The organism is Leptolyngbya sp. GGD, from assembly GCF_026735145.1.
In the GTDB taxonomy this organism is placed as follows: Bacteria; Cyanobacteriota; Cyanobacteriia; order Leptolyngbyales; family Leptolyngbyaceae; genus Leptolyngbya; species Leptolyngbya boryana.
In genome coordinates this window covers 1,063,499-1,078,055 of sequence record NZ_JAPQKE010000002.1, presented here as the reverse complement: position 1 = coordinate 1,078,055, position 14,557 = coordinate 1,063,499, and the positions used below count along the sequence as shown (strand labels likewise).

Here is a 14,557-nt window from a genome sequence, read left to right as displayed (position 1 = left end):
AAAATTGAACCATTCGCCTTCTCTCAGGGTATCGAAAATTTAAGACCTCTGTTTCGCTTTCAATTCGTGGGGAAGCTCTGAATCTTGGGTATAAGCGCGAATTTCGTTGGTTTCTCCCCAAGCTGTCCAGGCTTCTAGGGTTCTCGCTGCCCCGAGTTTTTCGCCTTTTTGATCGAACAGTTCTACCCAGCCATCGTTGCCATCGGTACTAACGGTGACTGCAAACACTTCTTGATTTTGAAGTTTCTCGATCGTGGCTGTGACCGATCCCCAATCTGCGGCTTCGACTTCTTCGACGTAGTAATCATAAGCATTGAGAACAGGTTTAGGAACCATCGATCGTTCTTCTTCATCGGTCAAATTCAAAGTAATCGAAGGGTTCGCCTGAAAAGACTGTGCGCCATCTGCCTGCGCTTGATAGTCATTTGCAACCTTATTTGTCCAAATTTCTCGAACAGTTTCAGCCCACTCACTCATAATAAGTCCGCCTAAATTCCTAAAGATAGGATATCGTTTACAGCCTCAAGCAACTTCAATAAACTCTAATCATGCAATGATAGGATATAGAACATATCAACTAATTTTGGCGTAATGACGCAACAATCCTCTGAAAATGCAGATTACGATGATCCTTGGAAAACCTTTATCGAACTGTATTTTCGAGAGTTTCTAGCCTTCATTTTTCCCAACGATTGAGGCAGATGTTGACTGGTCAAAGCCGGTTCGCTTTCTAGATAAAGAATTACAGAAAATCGTCAGAGATGCAGAGATTCCCAAACGCTATGCCGATAAATTAGTCGAAGTTCACTGTCTGCGGGGTGAGAGAACCTTAGTGATTTGTCACATTGAAGTGCAAAGTCAAGAGGAGCGCGATTTCGCCGCCAGGATGTACAGCTACAACTATCGATTGCGCGATCGCTATAATTGCCCTGTTGTCAGCTTAGCCATTCTGGGTGATGACCGCCCGAATTGGCGACCCAGCAGGTTTTATGACGAATTGTGGGGCTGTGCCACTCATTTTGAGTTTCCAATCGTGAAGCTATCAGACTATCAATCTCAATGGACAGAATTAGAAGCCATTCAAAATCCTTTTGCTGTCGTCGCGATGGCTCATCTAAAGACCAAGGAAACGCACAATCAGCCACTTGAGCGCAAGCGCTGGCGGTATGATCTGACGACAATGCTTTACGATCGTGGCTATAGTGAGCAAGATATACTAGAGCTACACAACTTTTTAGACTGGCTGATGAATTTGCCTGAAGAGTTAGAGCGCCAGTTACAGGCTGAGTTAGAAACTTTTGAGGAGGCTAGACGGATGAAGTATGTGTCATCACTAGAGCGGAGAGCAAAATTGGAAGAAAAGCAGGCGATCGCTCTCAATATGCTTCGTAGAAATCTCGATATGGAACTCATTGCTGAAGTAACTGGCTTGACGATCGCTGAAATTCAAATCCTTCAATCTCAGCAACAGCAAGATTAATTGCTATCCTCAAACAAAAAAGAGGTGCAGACTCACTACACCTCTCTTCAGAAAAGTTGGAGAACAATTTACCACTTGAGTAAATTGAATTGTTCCATATCGACCGTATCGCGGTTCCGATAGATCGCTAGCACGATCGCTAACCCAACTGCCGCTTCCGCAGCCGCGATCGTAATCACGAAAATCGTAAACATCTGACCTTTGATCTCTTGCGGATCAAGATAGTTAGAAAACGCCATCAAATTCAAATTCACAGCGTTCAGCATCAACTCGATCGACATCAGGACTCGAACCGCATTTCGGCTCGTCACCAGACCATATACGCCAATGCAGAACAACGCGGCTGCAATGAGTAAGAAATATTGAAGTTGCATCGTTCAAAGTCCTTAGTTTTCAGGGTTGTTCTGTCCAGCGGGAACCAACTCACGCGGACGCTCTGGCAAAGTTAAAGCGGTATCCGCCTCATCCTCATCCGGCAGAAACTCACGACGCGCCAGCACGATCGCGCCAACTAATGCCATCAGCAACAAAATCGATGCCAATTCAAACGGCAAGAGGAAATCGGTGAAGAAATGCAGCCCGATCGTAATAATCGAACTCTCGATCGGAACCGCTGTTGAAATCGCCCAAGGAGTCGTCAACACCATTGCGCTCAGCAGCGCAAAGATTCCAGCACAGACGAGTGCAGTTGCAGCCCGACGAATCCAAGACTTCGCGATCGGTTGAAATGCCTCACGCTTGTTCACCAACATAATCGCAAACAAAATCAAGACGTTGACCGCCCCGACGTAAATCAAAACTTGCGCCGCTGCCACGAAGTCTGCATTCAGCAGCAAATATAATCCCGCAATGCTAATGAAAACGCCGCCTAAAAGAAAGGCAGAATAAACCACATTTTCCAGTAAAACGACCCCGATCGCAGATCCAATCATCATGGCTGCCAGGATCGCGAACGATACAATTTGAACACCTTCCGCTAAATTCACGGTCTCTCTCCCTAAATACCAAGTGGGGCAGTCACGCCCCAACTAACACCTATTGCTGCGATTGTTCAACAATCTCTTCAGGACGTAAGCCAGCCCGACGCGAACCAGCAGGTAGATCATGTGGATCGATCGCACCCTTCGGTAAGTATGCAAACTCACGCAACGGAGTCACCATCGGATCATTCGTCACTTTGTACGGCAGACGACCCAGTGCCACATTGTCGTAGTTCAGTTCATGTCGATCGTAAGTAGACAGCTCGTATTCTTCTGTCATGGATAAACAGTTTGTGGGGCAATATTCCACACAGTTTCCACAGAAAATACAAACGCCGAAATCAATACTGTAATGATTGAGTTTCTTTTTCTTGGTTTCTTTGTTGAATTCCCAATCTACGACAGGCAAGTTGATCGGGCAAACCCGCACACAGACTTCACAAGCAATGCACTTGTCAAATTCAAAGTGAATCCGTCCCCGGAAGCGCTCAGAAAGAATCAGCTTTTCGTAAGGATACTGAACGGTGATAGGGCGACGGCGCATGTGGTCAAAGGTCACAGACAAGCCTTGACCGATATACTTGCCTGCTTGGATCGCCTCTTTCGTGTAATCACCGACTTGTTTGAGAAATTTCATCATGATGGGTGTTCTCCAGTTCGAGAGGATTAGCCGCCAAACGCGACCGGGAATGCCAGTTTCAAACCTGCGGTGATCAGCAAGTTGACAAGCGAGACGGGAAGTAGAAACTTCCAGCCGAGGTCGAGCAGTTGGTCAATCCGCACACGGGGCACAGTCCAACGCATCAAAATCGCCAGGAAGATCAAGAAATAAGCCTTCAAGAGCGTCATTCCAATGCCGATCGTGGCGAAAATCAACTGCAACCAAGGAGTCGATTCGGGCACGCCAATCAGTCCGGAGATGACACTTAGCGAAATTGGGAATTCCCAACCACCCAGGTAAAGGACAGCAAACAGCAAGGCTGAGAGCGTCAAGTTCACATAAGACCCCAGATAGAACAGGGCAAACTTCATGCCTGAATATTCAGTCTGATACCCTGCAACGAGTTCTTCTTCCGCTTCTGGTAAGTCAAAGGGAATCCGCTCACATTCTGCCAGAGCCGCAATCCAGAAAATAATAAATCCAACCGGTTGCCGCCAAATATTCCAGCCCAGAATTCCGTAGCCCGCTTGCTGATTGACGATATCAACCGTACTCAGCGAGTTCGACATCATGACAACGGCTAAAACTGATAGTGCCAGCGGCAGTTCATAGCTAATCGACTGAGCCGCAGCCCGCAATCCACCCAGCAGCGAGTATTTGTTATTCGAGGCATAGCCCGACATCAAAAGCCCGATCGGCACAACGCTCGATAAGGCAATCCAGAGGAAAATTCCCAGCCCGACATCGGTGATTTGAAGGTTTTGTCCAAACGGCAGAATCAAGTAGGACAAAAAGACGGGAATAACCACGATCGCGGGACCTAGGGTAAAGAGCAGTTTATCTGCTTTCGCCGGAACCACATCTTCTTTCAATACGAGTTTTAAGCCATCCGCAAGCGGGGCGAGAACGCCGAGCGGTCCGATGAATTCAGGACCAATCCGCTGTTGCGCGGCGGCTGAGATTTTCCGTTCTAGCCACACCACAACCAGAACGCTGACCGTCGCTGCAACCAGCATGATCAGCATCGGCAATGGCATCCAGAGGGCTTTTGCTGCCCCGGCGGGGATGCCAAGGCTCTGCACAGTTTCAATAAAGGTTCCTTGAAGGTCAATTCCTGGGTTCATGGTTCCCAACGCAGTAAGAAGGCAGCGTTGAGAGGAGTAGATCTTCTCGACATGAAGATTTATCGATGCTCTCAACGTCTTTCAGTATAGCGGTCGGACTGGGTGCGAAACGTATCGAACTACTGAATTTCTGCCGATTTGAGCCATCAAAGTATCTGATGCAGCGGATTGAGTAAATTGAATGGTTCAGCCGATAAGGCCTGCTAATACTCTATATTGTCTAGGAAATTATCCCTAGTCAGAATTTGTAAAAATAAAAGAAACCCCCAGAAGCAAGATTCCTGAGGGCTGGAGTTCCTGAAAATCGTCACGTTGTTATAGTTGCAAGGGATTGGGGAATCTGCAAGAGGGGTCTAACCCATCATCGAAATTACGCAATCTTTATCCTCGTTTCTCGATCGTGGTGTAAGGCTGCCCATGCAGCCCCGTGTAAATCTGCGTCGGACGGAAGATCCGGTTTTCTGCAAGCTGCTCTTTCCAATGCGCTAACCAGCCTGCAGCGCGGGAAATTGCAAACACAGGCGTAAACAGATCGGTGGGAATGCCCAACTTGCGATACACCAGTCCCGAGTAAAAATCGACATTCGGGTAAATCCCTTTATGCCCCAGTTTTTCCTCGACCGCTTTCTCCAATTCAACTGCGATATCGTAATACTTGTCTTGCCCAAATTTGTCGAATAGCTGTTCAGCCAGCTGTTGCAGAATGATCGCTCTTGGATCTTTCACCTTGTAAACCCGGTGCCCAAATCCCATGATCCGATCTTTGCGCTCCAACCGATCTTGTAAGAATGGGCGGACATTCTCAACCGATCCGATTTCTTCCAGCATCAAAATGACTTCCTCGCTGGCTCCTCCATGTAGTGGGCCTGCCAGCGTTCCCACGGCTGAAGCAATCACTGCGTAAGGATCAGTGAGCGTCGAAGCGGTCACCATCGCTGAAAAGGTGGATGCGTTGATCGTGTGCTCAGCATGTAGGGTCAAGCTGATATCGAAAATTCGAGCGGCGAACGGATCTGGCTCCTGCTCATTCAACATGTAAAGAAAGTTTGCAGCATACCCCAAATCATCTCGAGGCTGAACGGGGTCATTTCCTTTCCGCATCAGTTGAAATGCTGCGACCATCGTTGGAATCTTTGCCAGGATTCGCACGACAGCTTCTCGGATGTAGGTCGGATCGTCGAGTGCCCGTTTCGAGTAGAACAAACCCAACGCCGCAGCACAGGCTTGCAGAGCATCCATGGGATGCCCCGACTCCGGAAAACACTTCATCATGTCGCGAATTCTGTACTTTAAGCGACGATGAAACTGAATTTCATGCTCAAACTCTGCCAAAGTGTCACGGTTTGGCAATTCGTTCCAAATCAGAAGATACGCAGTTTCTAAAAAGGTATTCTGCTCTTGCATCGCGAGATCCTGAATCGGAATGCCGCGATACTCCAGAATTCCTTTCTGCCCATCCACAAAGCTAATGCTGGACTGAGTTGCAGGAATGCCCTCTAGACCTGCCCTAAATTCGACAGTCATGTTTACGGTATGGCTAATTAAGACTCACAAGTTAACTTACCAGATCTCCTGGCAAGCTTTGTCCAGAACAAACCTGTTCAGAATTTTTTAACAGTTTTCCTCACCTACTGAAATAGCACAGTTTGGTGTTAAAGATTACAAATTTGAGATATGAATCTGTAAACAATTGCGGTTTTTTATAAAAGCTAATACTATCGAGTTAGAAAGCTTTACATCTTGACGAAATTGCATCTACCACCTTGCCAACTGACTCTCTTCCCAAACTGGTTTCTGACTGGAGGGAGTCGATTGGCGATTTTTTATATTCGATCGTAAGGAGTTTTATGCCTCATAACCATGCTCGTAAACAACGTGAAACGGCTCATCATAAAGAACATCGCTCTAACCATTCTCGATTCCGTGAAGACGCTCCGAAGACCATGTTGACTCGCCTCATTGAGCAAGATGCCCCGCTCTTTTCTCACAGTCAACTGGTGTTAATGTACGGATTCTTTCAGGCTGAAATGTCTGCTGAAGCGAATCTTGGTGTCGCTTCCTGGATAAAAGATTGCATTCGACAATATGGACTTCCAAGTCTGGTTCGATTTGATTCTCATCGACGTGCCCAAATCTTCCGACGAGATCAATTTCAACCTTGGATTGAACCTTTGATGGATCAAGCGTGTTAGATTTTCCACGGGTTAGCTTTTCCGATTGTTAGCATCATCCGCTTGGGAACGCAGAATCAAAGATCCGAAATCTGCTAACAATTTTGAAATGTGCAACACCGTTCGCAAGTTTCTAAATCCGCTAGAGTTGAGCAGATCAGATTTCTTGCGGTGCTATGTCTTACGACCTTCTGCTTCGTCAGTGCCAGTTACTTCGATCGCATCATGTTTCTGAGTTGGTGGATGTTGCGATTCATGCGGGTGAGATTGTTGAGATTGCCCCTCACTTAGACGCAACAGCGGAGGTGGAACTAGAAATCCAAGGGCATCTAGTTAGTCCTCCGTTTGTCGAATCGCATATTCATTTAGACTCTGCCCTTACCGCAGGTGAGCCTCGCTGGAACCAGAGTGGAACTCTGTTTGAGGGCATCGAAATTTGGAGAGAGCGGAAGCAAAATCTTTCGCTCGATGATGTAAAAGCGAGAGCGATCGAGACTCTGAAGCAACAAGCGATGCAGGGGGTTCTTTTCGTGCGAAGTCATGCGGATGTGAGTGAAGCAAGCTTAACGGCGCTAAAAGCTTTACTTGAAGTCCGCGAAGCCGTCAAAGATTGGATCACTTTGCAAGTCGTTGCGTTTCCCCAAGATGGCATCTATGGTGGGGCAAAGAATGATGCCTTGATGGAAGAAGCAATGGTACTGGGGGCAGATGTGGTCGGGGGTATCCCGCACTATGAACTGACCCGCGAAGATGGGGTGCGATCGGTGCATCGAATTTTTGAACTTGCAGAACAGTACGATCGCTTGATTGATATTCATTGCGATGAGATTGATGATGATCAGTCGCGATTTTTAGAAGTCGTCGCAGCTTGTGCGATTCGGACTGAAATGGGGTCAAGAGTGACAGCAAGCCATACGACTGCTTTTGGGTCGTATAACAATGCGTATGCGTTTAAGTTACTGGGTTTTCTCAAACGCACTCAGTTGAATTTCGTTGCGAATCCGTTGATTAATATTACGCTGCAAGGTCGGACAGATACTTATCCGAAACGGCGTGGGGTAACACGGGTGAAGGAGCTTTGGCAGCAGGGTATGAATGTCAGTTTAGGACATGACTGTGTTCAAGACCCGTGGTATTCGCTGGGGACAGGCAACATGCTTGATGTGGCTGCAATGGCGATTCATATCTGCCAGATGACGGGTCAGGATGAAATGAATGCGTGTTTCGACATGGTGACTTGGGGCGGAGCTAAGACGCTTAGTCTAGACCAGTATGGAGTTGAGGTAGGTAAACCTGCGAATTTGATTGTCTTAGATGCGATCGATCGATATGATGCAATTCGCCGCCGTGCCACAGTGCAATATGTGATTTCGCAAGGCAAACTTTTGGCACAGACAGAGCCTCCGAAAACCAAATGGCGCGGGAATTAGAGCTTCCTCGTTATCATAGAAAAGCGTGAGCATAAAAAACTGAATCGGAAAGTGTATATGTGAAAACACTTTCCGATTCAGGAATCAAACACACAGGATCAAACAAGGAATCTCTACCCTTACTTCTTGCTGTTATAGACACAGGTGTGGCTATCAAGATGTCCCCAAACATGAGGATTGCGAGGGATTCTTCCCTTGAAGAAGAGTTCGACCGCTTTTGGAGCGAACAGTGCTTTGCAATACTTATTTGCTGCTGATTGCGACATCGTACCGATTAGGTGGTCGCAGGCAAATGGATTTTCCCAAGCTTGAAAGTCCGCTCTGTTGTAGCTAAATTTCAGTCCATTCATCTGGCAAACGGTCGAAGCTTTTGCAGGAGCAGTAGGTAACATCGTGGCGCTTCCAGTCACGATCGAGGATAGAGCGAGCAATGCGAGGAATTGGCGTTTCATGATGAAATTTCCTTTTGAGTGATATCGCCTGAAAGCCTTGTTTTGCTTGGCTTCTGGGCTGTTGATACTCATAAGGTATTCGGTTTTTTCGATTGAGTCGATGCCTATAAATTGAGGAAAGTTAAGGAGATCCGCGAAGATCTATTTTTAGGAAATGTTAGGTTCAGCACTCTAGCTTGTTCAAGAATGCGCTAAATCAAAGCTTAGTCTTCACGCTGAACGCTATGCCTACTTTACTGGTTAAGAATATTCATACCCTTGCCACAATGGATGCTGATCGCCGAGAAATCCGCCATGCGGCACTCTATATTCGAGACAATGTGATTGAGCAAGTTGGGACAACTGCTGAGTTGCCCCAGACCGCAGATGAAGTGCTAGATTTGCGCGATCGCTATGTTGTCCTCCCTGGGTTAGTCAATACGCATCATCATTTCTTTCAAACGTTAACGCGCGTGATTCCAGCCGCCCAGAATTGTGATTTATTCAACTGGCTGCAAGCTCTCTATCCGATTTGGTCAAATCTGACTTCAGAAGCAATTTATATCAGTGCTCAACTGGCAGCAGCAGAATTGATTCTATCCGGCTGTACGACAGCCAGCGATCATCTATATATCTATCCGAATGGCAGTACTTTAGATGATGAAATTCGGGCAGTTCAAGAGATTGGATTACGATTCCATGCCAGTCGCGGCAGCATGAGTGTAGGGGAAAGTCAGGGCGGACTGCCACCCGATTCTGTTGTTGAGAAAGAGCCGGATATTCTCAAAGATAGTCAGCGATTGATCGAGCAATATCATGACAACGATCGACATGCGATGCTGAGAATTACGCTGGCTCCTTGTTCGCCGTTCTCAGTCACTCAGGATTTGATGCGAGAATCAGCGGCACTTGCTCGATCGTATCCGGGCATTCGATTGCATACTCACTTAGCTGAAAATCGCTCAGATGTCGAATACAGCTTAGCGACATTTGGAATGACTCCAGGCGACTATGCAGAATCCGTCGGTTGGTTAGGCAATGATGTGTGGCATGCGCATTGTGTCCAGTTAGACGATCGCGCAATTCTCAGCTTTGGTAAGACTGGAACTGGGATTGCACATTGTCCTTGTAGTAATATGCGGCTTGCCAGTGGAATGGCTCCGATTCGGAAAATGCTCCAGCATCGGGTTCCTGTGGGATTAGGAGTTGATGGATCAGCCTCGAATGATACTTCAAACTTGTTGAATGAGGCGCGCACAGCTTTTCTGATGGCGCGAGTGCGAGAATTGGATGCTGCTGCAATGAGTGCGAGAGAAGCTTTAGAATTAGCCACATTAGGCGGAGCGAAAGTGCTGGGGCGCGATGATATTGGCTATTTAGCGCCGGGAATGTCGGCGGATTTTATTGCAGTGAATCTCGATCGAGTCGAGTTTGCAGGGGCACTGCATGATCTGATCGCGGCAATGATTTTCTGTCAGGTGAATCAGGTTGATTACAGTTTTATCAATGGGCGAAAAGTTGTCGATCAGGGGCGATTGACCACGATCGAGCTTGAGACGTTGGTCGAGAAACACAATACTCTTTCGCTGAAATTGGTGCAGTAAAACTCGGTATGATGACAGAGCGAAAATTAAAGAGGGGAGCCAGATGCGGATCTTGTTTGTGGCAGCGGAAGCAGCACCGATCGCAAAAGTAGGCGGGATGGGGGATGTCGTAGGTGCATTGCCGAAAGTCCTGAAAGCGATGGGGCATGATGTCCGAATCTTTCTCCCATATTTCGGATTTCTCAACGACAAAATCGAAATTCCAGCCGAGCCGGTTTGGAAAGGCTATGCAATGTTTAACGACTTTGCGGTCTATGAGACGGTTTTGCCGGGAACCGATGTGCCGCTGTATTTATTCGGGCATCCTGCTTTTGATCCGCGTCGGATTTACGGCGGTGAGGATGAAGAGTGGCGGTATACCTTTTTTGCAAATGGCGCGGCTGAGTTTGCTTGGAACTATTGGAAGCCGCAGGTGATGCATTGCCATGATTGGCATACGGGAATGATTCCAGTGTGGATGCATCAAGATCCTGATATTGCGACGATTTTTACGATTCATAATTTGGCGTATCAAGGGCCGTGGCGCTGGAAGTTAGAAAAAATTACTTGGTGTCCTTGGTACATGCAGGGACATAACACGATGGCGGCGGCTGTGCAGTACGCGAATTGGGTGACAACCGTTTCACCGACGTATGCCGAGCAGATTAAAACGCCGACGTATGGGGAGGAATTAGAGGGATTGCTCTCGTTTATCAGCGGTCGGCTGAGTGGAATTGTGAATGGAATTGATACCGAGGCTTACAATCCAGAGACGGATAAAGCGCTGACGAAGACGTTCTCGATCGATACCATCGACGATCGCATTAAAAACAAAATTGCTCTCCAAGAAGAAGTAGGACTGGAAGTGAATTCCAAAGCCTTTCTCATTGGCATGGTTTCACGATTGGTTGAGCAGAAGGGCTTAGATTTGGTGATTCAAATTCTCGATCGCTATTTGGCTTATACCGATGCTCAATTTATTTTGCTAGGCACTGGCGATCGCTATTACGAAACGCAGATGTGGCAACTGTCTTCTCGCTATGGGGGGCGGATGTCTGTGTATTTGCTCTATAACGATGCGTTAGCTCGTCGAATTTATGCGGGTGCAGATGCGTTTTTGATGCCTTCAAGATTTGAGCCTTGTGGCATTAGTCAAATGCTGTCGATGCGATATGGCTGTGTGCCGATCGTGAGACGAACGGGTGGCTTAGTCGATACCGTTTCGCATCATGATCCGGAGAAACATGCAGGAACTGGGTATTGTTTCGATCGCTATGAACCATTGGATCTCTTTACCTCAATGGTGAGAGCGAATGAGGCATTCCGCTTTAAAGGACTGTGGAAAGAACTTCAGCAACGAGGAATGCAGCAGAACTTTGATTGGAAAAAATCGGCGGTGGAATACGATCGATTGTATCGACGAGTGTTAGGAATGCCGGAAGAAGTTGAGCAAGAATTAGTTGAGAAGTAAAGTCTTCTCAAGCGGGCTAGCACACTATCGTTTCACGCTAAGTACGGAGAAGAGCAGCAATTGTTATTTTTTTGAGTCACCCTGGTGACATGTCTTAGCCTTAGGGGAGATCTCTTTCGAGCCTAAACTGAGGTATTCAAAACTAAGTTGCTCTACTCTTGTGCTATGCCGTTCCAGTTTTCCCGGTTTGACTGGTTTTGTTTTTGGTATCCGCCCGGATGGTTGATTCTGTTTAATCGCCATTGGCAGCATTATCATCCGGATCCGGAGGGTTGGAATTGGCTGGAATTCGGGCTGTTTCTGATTCCGGGTGGGTTTTATTTGGCTTTGCTGCTGCGCTGGATGCGGTTGGGATTTCGTGCGCCCAAACCGACCTTCACAGAGCCTGATCCGATTTATCAAAATGCGTTTCGAGAAGAGATTCTTTTCCCGATCGTGACTCGCTATTTTCGAGCCGAACTGCATGATGCGGAGAATTTACCGACAGAACCACCCGCGATCGTCACTCTCAACCATGCGGGAATGTGCTTTCCGTGGGATTTTGTCTGTCTAGGGGTATTGTTAGGACGAAAAACAGGTTGGTTTGTGCAACTCTTAGCTCATCCGATCTTTTTTGATCATCCTTGGTTGGTGTGGTGGTTGCCGCCTGGATGGGCACAGGCTTTGGGTGGGGTACGGGCAGAAAAAGACAGCTTTGAAGCAGCGATCGCAGAGAAAAAAGTATTACTTTATGCACCTGAAAGCTGGCGAGGATTGGTAAAAGGCTGGAGACATCGATATCAATTAGCAAAATATGATCCGAGCTTTTTACGCTTGAGTTCACAGTATCAAGTGCAGATCGTATCGACTGTGTGTATTGGCAATGAATCTCTACATCCTTGGGCGTTGAATTCTCAGGTATTGGCAAAATGGTTCAAGATGCCGATGTTACCTGTATCACCTTTAGTGTTGGCCTTTGTATTGTTTCCATCAATGGGGGTTTGGGCGGTGAGGACGCAACTAAAGTACTATGTGCGATCGCGACAATTACCCGAAACTGAACTGAGTCGAGCTGAGTCGGTTCAGCAGGCAGAGCAGATGCGATCGCAATTGCAAGAAGAGATTAATCAGCTTGTGACTCGCAGCTAGATATCGACCCAGACGGTGACTGAGGCAACAGCGATGTACATGTCATCATTTTTATCGTTAAATTCCTCGATCGCTCTGCCTTGCACAATCATTCCACCGGATTCGACTTTCAAATTTTTTTGCCCGAATGGGAGTACTTCTAGAACTTCTGCTTCGCGGACTTGTTCAGGATAGGGAACTGCGATTTGAACTTCGATGATCATTTCGTTGGGATGGCTCAGTCCGGCAACTTCCCAAATTCCGGGGAGAGCGTTATGAGCGATCGCATTTCTTACGGCTCTAGAAGCTGCAACAGTTGGATCTTGCCCATGCTGATCGATTCCCATTCCCATTTCAATTACAAATCGTTTCTGTGTCATCGCTAAAATCCTAAATCTGCTTTTGCTGCTTCTGCCGCTCGAAAGACTTCGACATCGGGCATTTCCTCCCAAGCTGTATCGCCAATCTCACGGTAGAAATTCTCATCATAAGGACGCGTCCGAACGACGACAGGCATGGGAACGGCGTGACCTAAGATCAAAGCTTGCTGTTTAGAATCCAGTTTGGCAAGTACCGATCGCAGACTTTGCCCCCCAGAAACACCTGTAAAAATTGCCTCAATATCTTTGTCATCATTCAGCAATGCTGTGATTCGAGTTCCGATCTGCGACATGACTTCATTGTCAATCCCAGATGGACGCTGATCGACGACGAGCAACGTGACAAAGTACTTTCGCATCTCACGGGCGATCGTGCCAAAAATCGTTTGTCCGACGGTTGCAGGATCGAGGAATCGGTGTGCTTCTTCGATCGTAATCACAAGCTGCTGAGGTCGATCGTTAATGTCTTTGGTTTGGAGAAATTGCTCAGCTTTTCGAACATAGGCGTGGTGAATTCGTCTGGCAATGATGTTAGTTGCCAGCATGTAAGAGAGTAAATTCGATTGAGAACCAAACTCAACCACCACATGCTTTCCTGCATCAATACATTCAAGAATTTGACCGACATAGTTATGTGGGCAACTATTGCGAATGTACTTTAATTCATCCAGACGATTGAGTTTTCGCTGCAATGCCATAATCGAAGATTTACTTCCCATCTTGGTTTCGCAGAATTCCTGAATCTCGCCATTGCTCATGGTTAAGAGTCGATTGATCCAAGCTTTACCAAACTCATTTCTGAGAATAATTGCGTTTTCGAGTGCAGCTTCAGAGAGGTTTAGCTCGCCTCGAACTAGCATCAAATCTTCAACGTCAATTTGGTCATAGCTGACGTAGAGTTCTTGAGCATCCCGAACGCCTCTTCGCTTGGTCGAATCAGGATCGAGCGTAAAGATTTGCACTTGTCCTGGAAAGAGCTGCCGCAAGCCTTTCACGGTGCTAAATTGCTTGCCTTCTCTGGTTGCCTCCCAGCCGTACTCTGAGTGCATATCGAAGATTAAATTTACCGCCGCTTGCTTTCGGACAATTCCCGCAAGCAGCAATCGCGTCAGGAATGATTTTCCGGTTCCTGATTTTCCGAATACGCCGTTACTGCGTTCGACAAAGCGATCGAGATCTAAACAAATCGGAACCTCCATATCAATCGGTTCTCCGATCGCGAAATTGCGCCGATGGGGATCATCTTCCCAACCAAAGACTGCTCGAAAATCTCGTTCACTCGCATCAAAAACCTGGCTAAAGTGACTAGGAATCGTTTTTACGGGTAAGAGTTCGATCGCTTCACTCGAACTTGCTTCATACGAGGCTAATTTAGAAGATTTTTTCTTTGCGACAGGCTTCTCGGTTGGCGTAAACATCAACATCGGAGAAAGCTCGATCGTGCCATATGTTCCGCTGCCAGCTAGCACTTCTTGCAGAAATAAATTTGTCGGTTCTGGCGGATTGGCGATAATTCGCTGACTAGAGGTGCCTAGAGAAACGTCAGTCAACATGCAAAAAAAGCGCGATCGCGTTCCCTGAACGACGAGGAACTTGCCCACCCGCATTTCTTCAACCGAGACATCGGGATGGAGCCGAACCTCTAGTCCTTGACTCAGAGATCCTTGAATGACTGACCCTAATGGTTTCTCTAAATCCATACGCTACGATAAAGCAATTGTTCTATCTTAGTTCAGCTT

The 14,557-nt window shown here is 47.1% G+C and carries 15 protein-coding genes; 6 read left to right on the top strand and 9 right to left on the bottom strand.

Translation table 11 applies throughout. The features are described 5' to 3' along the window. Positions 1-39: 39 nt before the first annotated feature. A complete protein-coding gene (locus OU814_RS13870; protein WP_017286561.1) occupies positions 40-477 on the bottom strand; it encodes a hypothetical protein in 438 nt (145 codons plus the stop codon). Positions 478-886: 409 nt separating this feature from the next. Between OU814_RS13870 and OU814_RS13865 the strand changes: the two genes are divergently transcribed. Next, complete coding sequence (locus OU814_RS13865; RefSeq protein ID WP_268183624.1) at positions 887-1,480, top strand: hypothetical protein; 594 nt, start codon at positions 887-889, stop codon at positions 1,478-1,480. A 68-nt stretch (positions 1,481-1,548) separates the two neighbouring features. Here OU814_RS13865 and nuoK read toward each other — a convergent pair whose 3' ends face one another. The 5 genes from nuoK to OU814_RS13840 all read right to left on the bottom strand — a co-directional run bounded on the left by nuoK (position 1,549) and on the right by OU814_RS13840 (position 5,769). Further along, positions 1,549-1,854 carry an NADH-quinone oxidoreductase subunit NuoK gene (gene nuoK / locus OU814_RS13860; protein WP_017286559.1) on the bottom strand — a complete coding sequence of 102 codons (306 nt, stop codon included), beginning with the start codon at positions 1,852-1,854 and terminating at the stop codon, positions 1,549-1,551. A 12-nt stretch (positions 1,855-1,866) separates the two neighbouring features. Then, positions 1,867-2,466, bottom strand: a complete 600-nt coding sequence (locus tag OU814_RS13855; protein WP_017286558.1) for an NADH-quinone oxidoreductase subunit J — start codon at positions 2,464-2,466, stop codon at positions 1,867-1,869. Between the two features lie 49 nt (positions 2,467-2,515). Further along, on the bottom strand, positions 2,516-3,097 hold the full coding sequence (gene ndhI, locus OU814_RS13850; RefSeq protein ID WP_197693408.1) for an NAD(P)H-quinone oxidoreductase subunit I: 582 nt from the start codon (positions 3,095-3,097) through the stop codon (positions 2,516-2,518). Between the two features lie 29 nt (positions 3,098-3,126). After that, positions 3,127-4,245, bottom strand: a complete 1,119-nt coding sequence (gene nuoH, locus OU814_RS13845) for an NADH-quinone oxidoreductase subunit NuoH (RefSeq protein ID WP_017286556.1) — start codon at positions 4,243-4,245, stop codon at positions 3,127-3,129. Between the two features lie 381 nt (positions 4,246-4,626). Further along, positions 4,627-5,769, bottom strand: a complete 1,143-nt coding sequence (locus OU814_RS13840; RefSeq protein WP_017286555.1) for a citrate synthase — start codon at positions 5,767-5,769, stop codon at positions 4,627-4,629. Positions 5,770-6,092: 323 nt separating this feature from the next. On the opposite strand from OU814_RS13840, the gene OU814_RS13835 reads away from it, so the two are divergent. Beyond that, on the top strand, positions 6,093-6,437 hold the full coding sequence (locus tag OU814_RS13835; protein WP_268183618.1) for a hypothetical protein: 345 nt from the start codon (positions 6,093-6,095) through the stop codon (positions 6,435-6,437). Between the two features lie 155 nt (positions 6,438-6,592). Then, positions 6,593-7,846: a cytosine deaminase gene (codA, locus tag OU814_RS13830; RefSeq protein WP_268183616.1), complete on the top strand. Its 1,254-nt coding sequence runs from the start codon at positions 6,593-6,595 to the stop codon at positions 7,844-7,846. Between the two features lie 119 nt (positions 7,847-7,965). On the opposite strand, the gene OU814_RS13825 is transcribed toward codA, so the two are convergent. Further along, positions 7,966-8,298 (bottom strand): hypothetical protein, encoded by a 333-nt coding sequence (locus OU814_RS13825; RefSeq protein ID WP_190653596.1) that lies wholly within the window; start codon positions 8,296-8,298, stop codon positions 7,966-7,968. A 224-nt stretch (positions 8,299-8,522) separates the two neighbouring features. Between OU814_RS13825 and OU814_RS13820 the strand changes: the two genes are divergently transcribed. From OU814_RS13820 to OU814_RS13810, 3 genes are all read left to right on the top strand, one after another. After that, positions 8,523-9,881, top strand: a complete 1,359-nt coding sequence (locus OU814_RS13820) for an 8-oxoguanine deaminase (protein WP_268183612.1) — start codon at positions 8,523-8,525, stop codon at positions 9,879-9,881. A 43-nt stretch (positions 9,882-9,924) separates the two neighbouring features. Then, on the top strand, positions 9,925-11,331 hold the full coding sequence (gene glgA / locus OU814_RS13815; RefSeq protein WP_268183610.1) for a glycogen synthase GlgA: 1,407 nt from the start codon (positions 9,925-9,927) through the stop codon (positions 11,329-11,331). 165 nt (positions 11,332-11,496) lie between these two features. Further along, a complete protein-coding gene (locus OU814_RS13810) occupies positions 11,497-12,459 on the top strand; it encodes a glycerol acyltransferase (RefSeq protein WP_268183608.1) in 963 nt (320 codons plus the stop codon). Here the strand turns inward: OU814_RS13810 and OU814_RS13805 are convergent. Next, complete coding sequence (locus OU814_RS13805) at positions 12,456-12,818, bottom strand: Lin0512 family protein (protein WP_268183606.1); 363 nt, start codon at positions 12,816-12,818, stop codon at positions 12,456-12,458. The genes OU814_RS13810 and OU814_RS13805 overlap by 4 nt on opposite strands. A 2-nt stretch (positions 12,819-12,820) precedes the next feature. Further along, complete coding sequence (locus tag OU814_RS13800; RefSeq protein WP_017286542.1) at positions 12,821-14,518, bottom strand: helicase HerA domain-containing protein; 1,698 nt, start codon at positions 14,516-14,518, stop codon at positions 12,821-12,823. Positions 14,519-14,557: the final 39 nt, after the last annotated feature.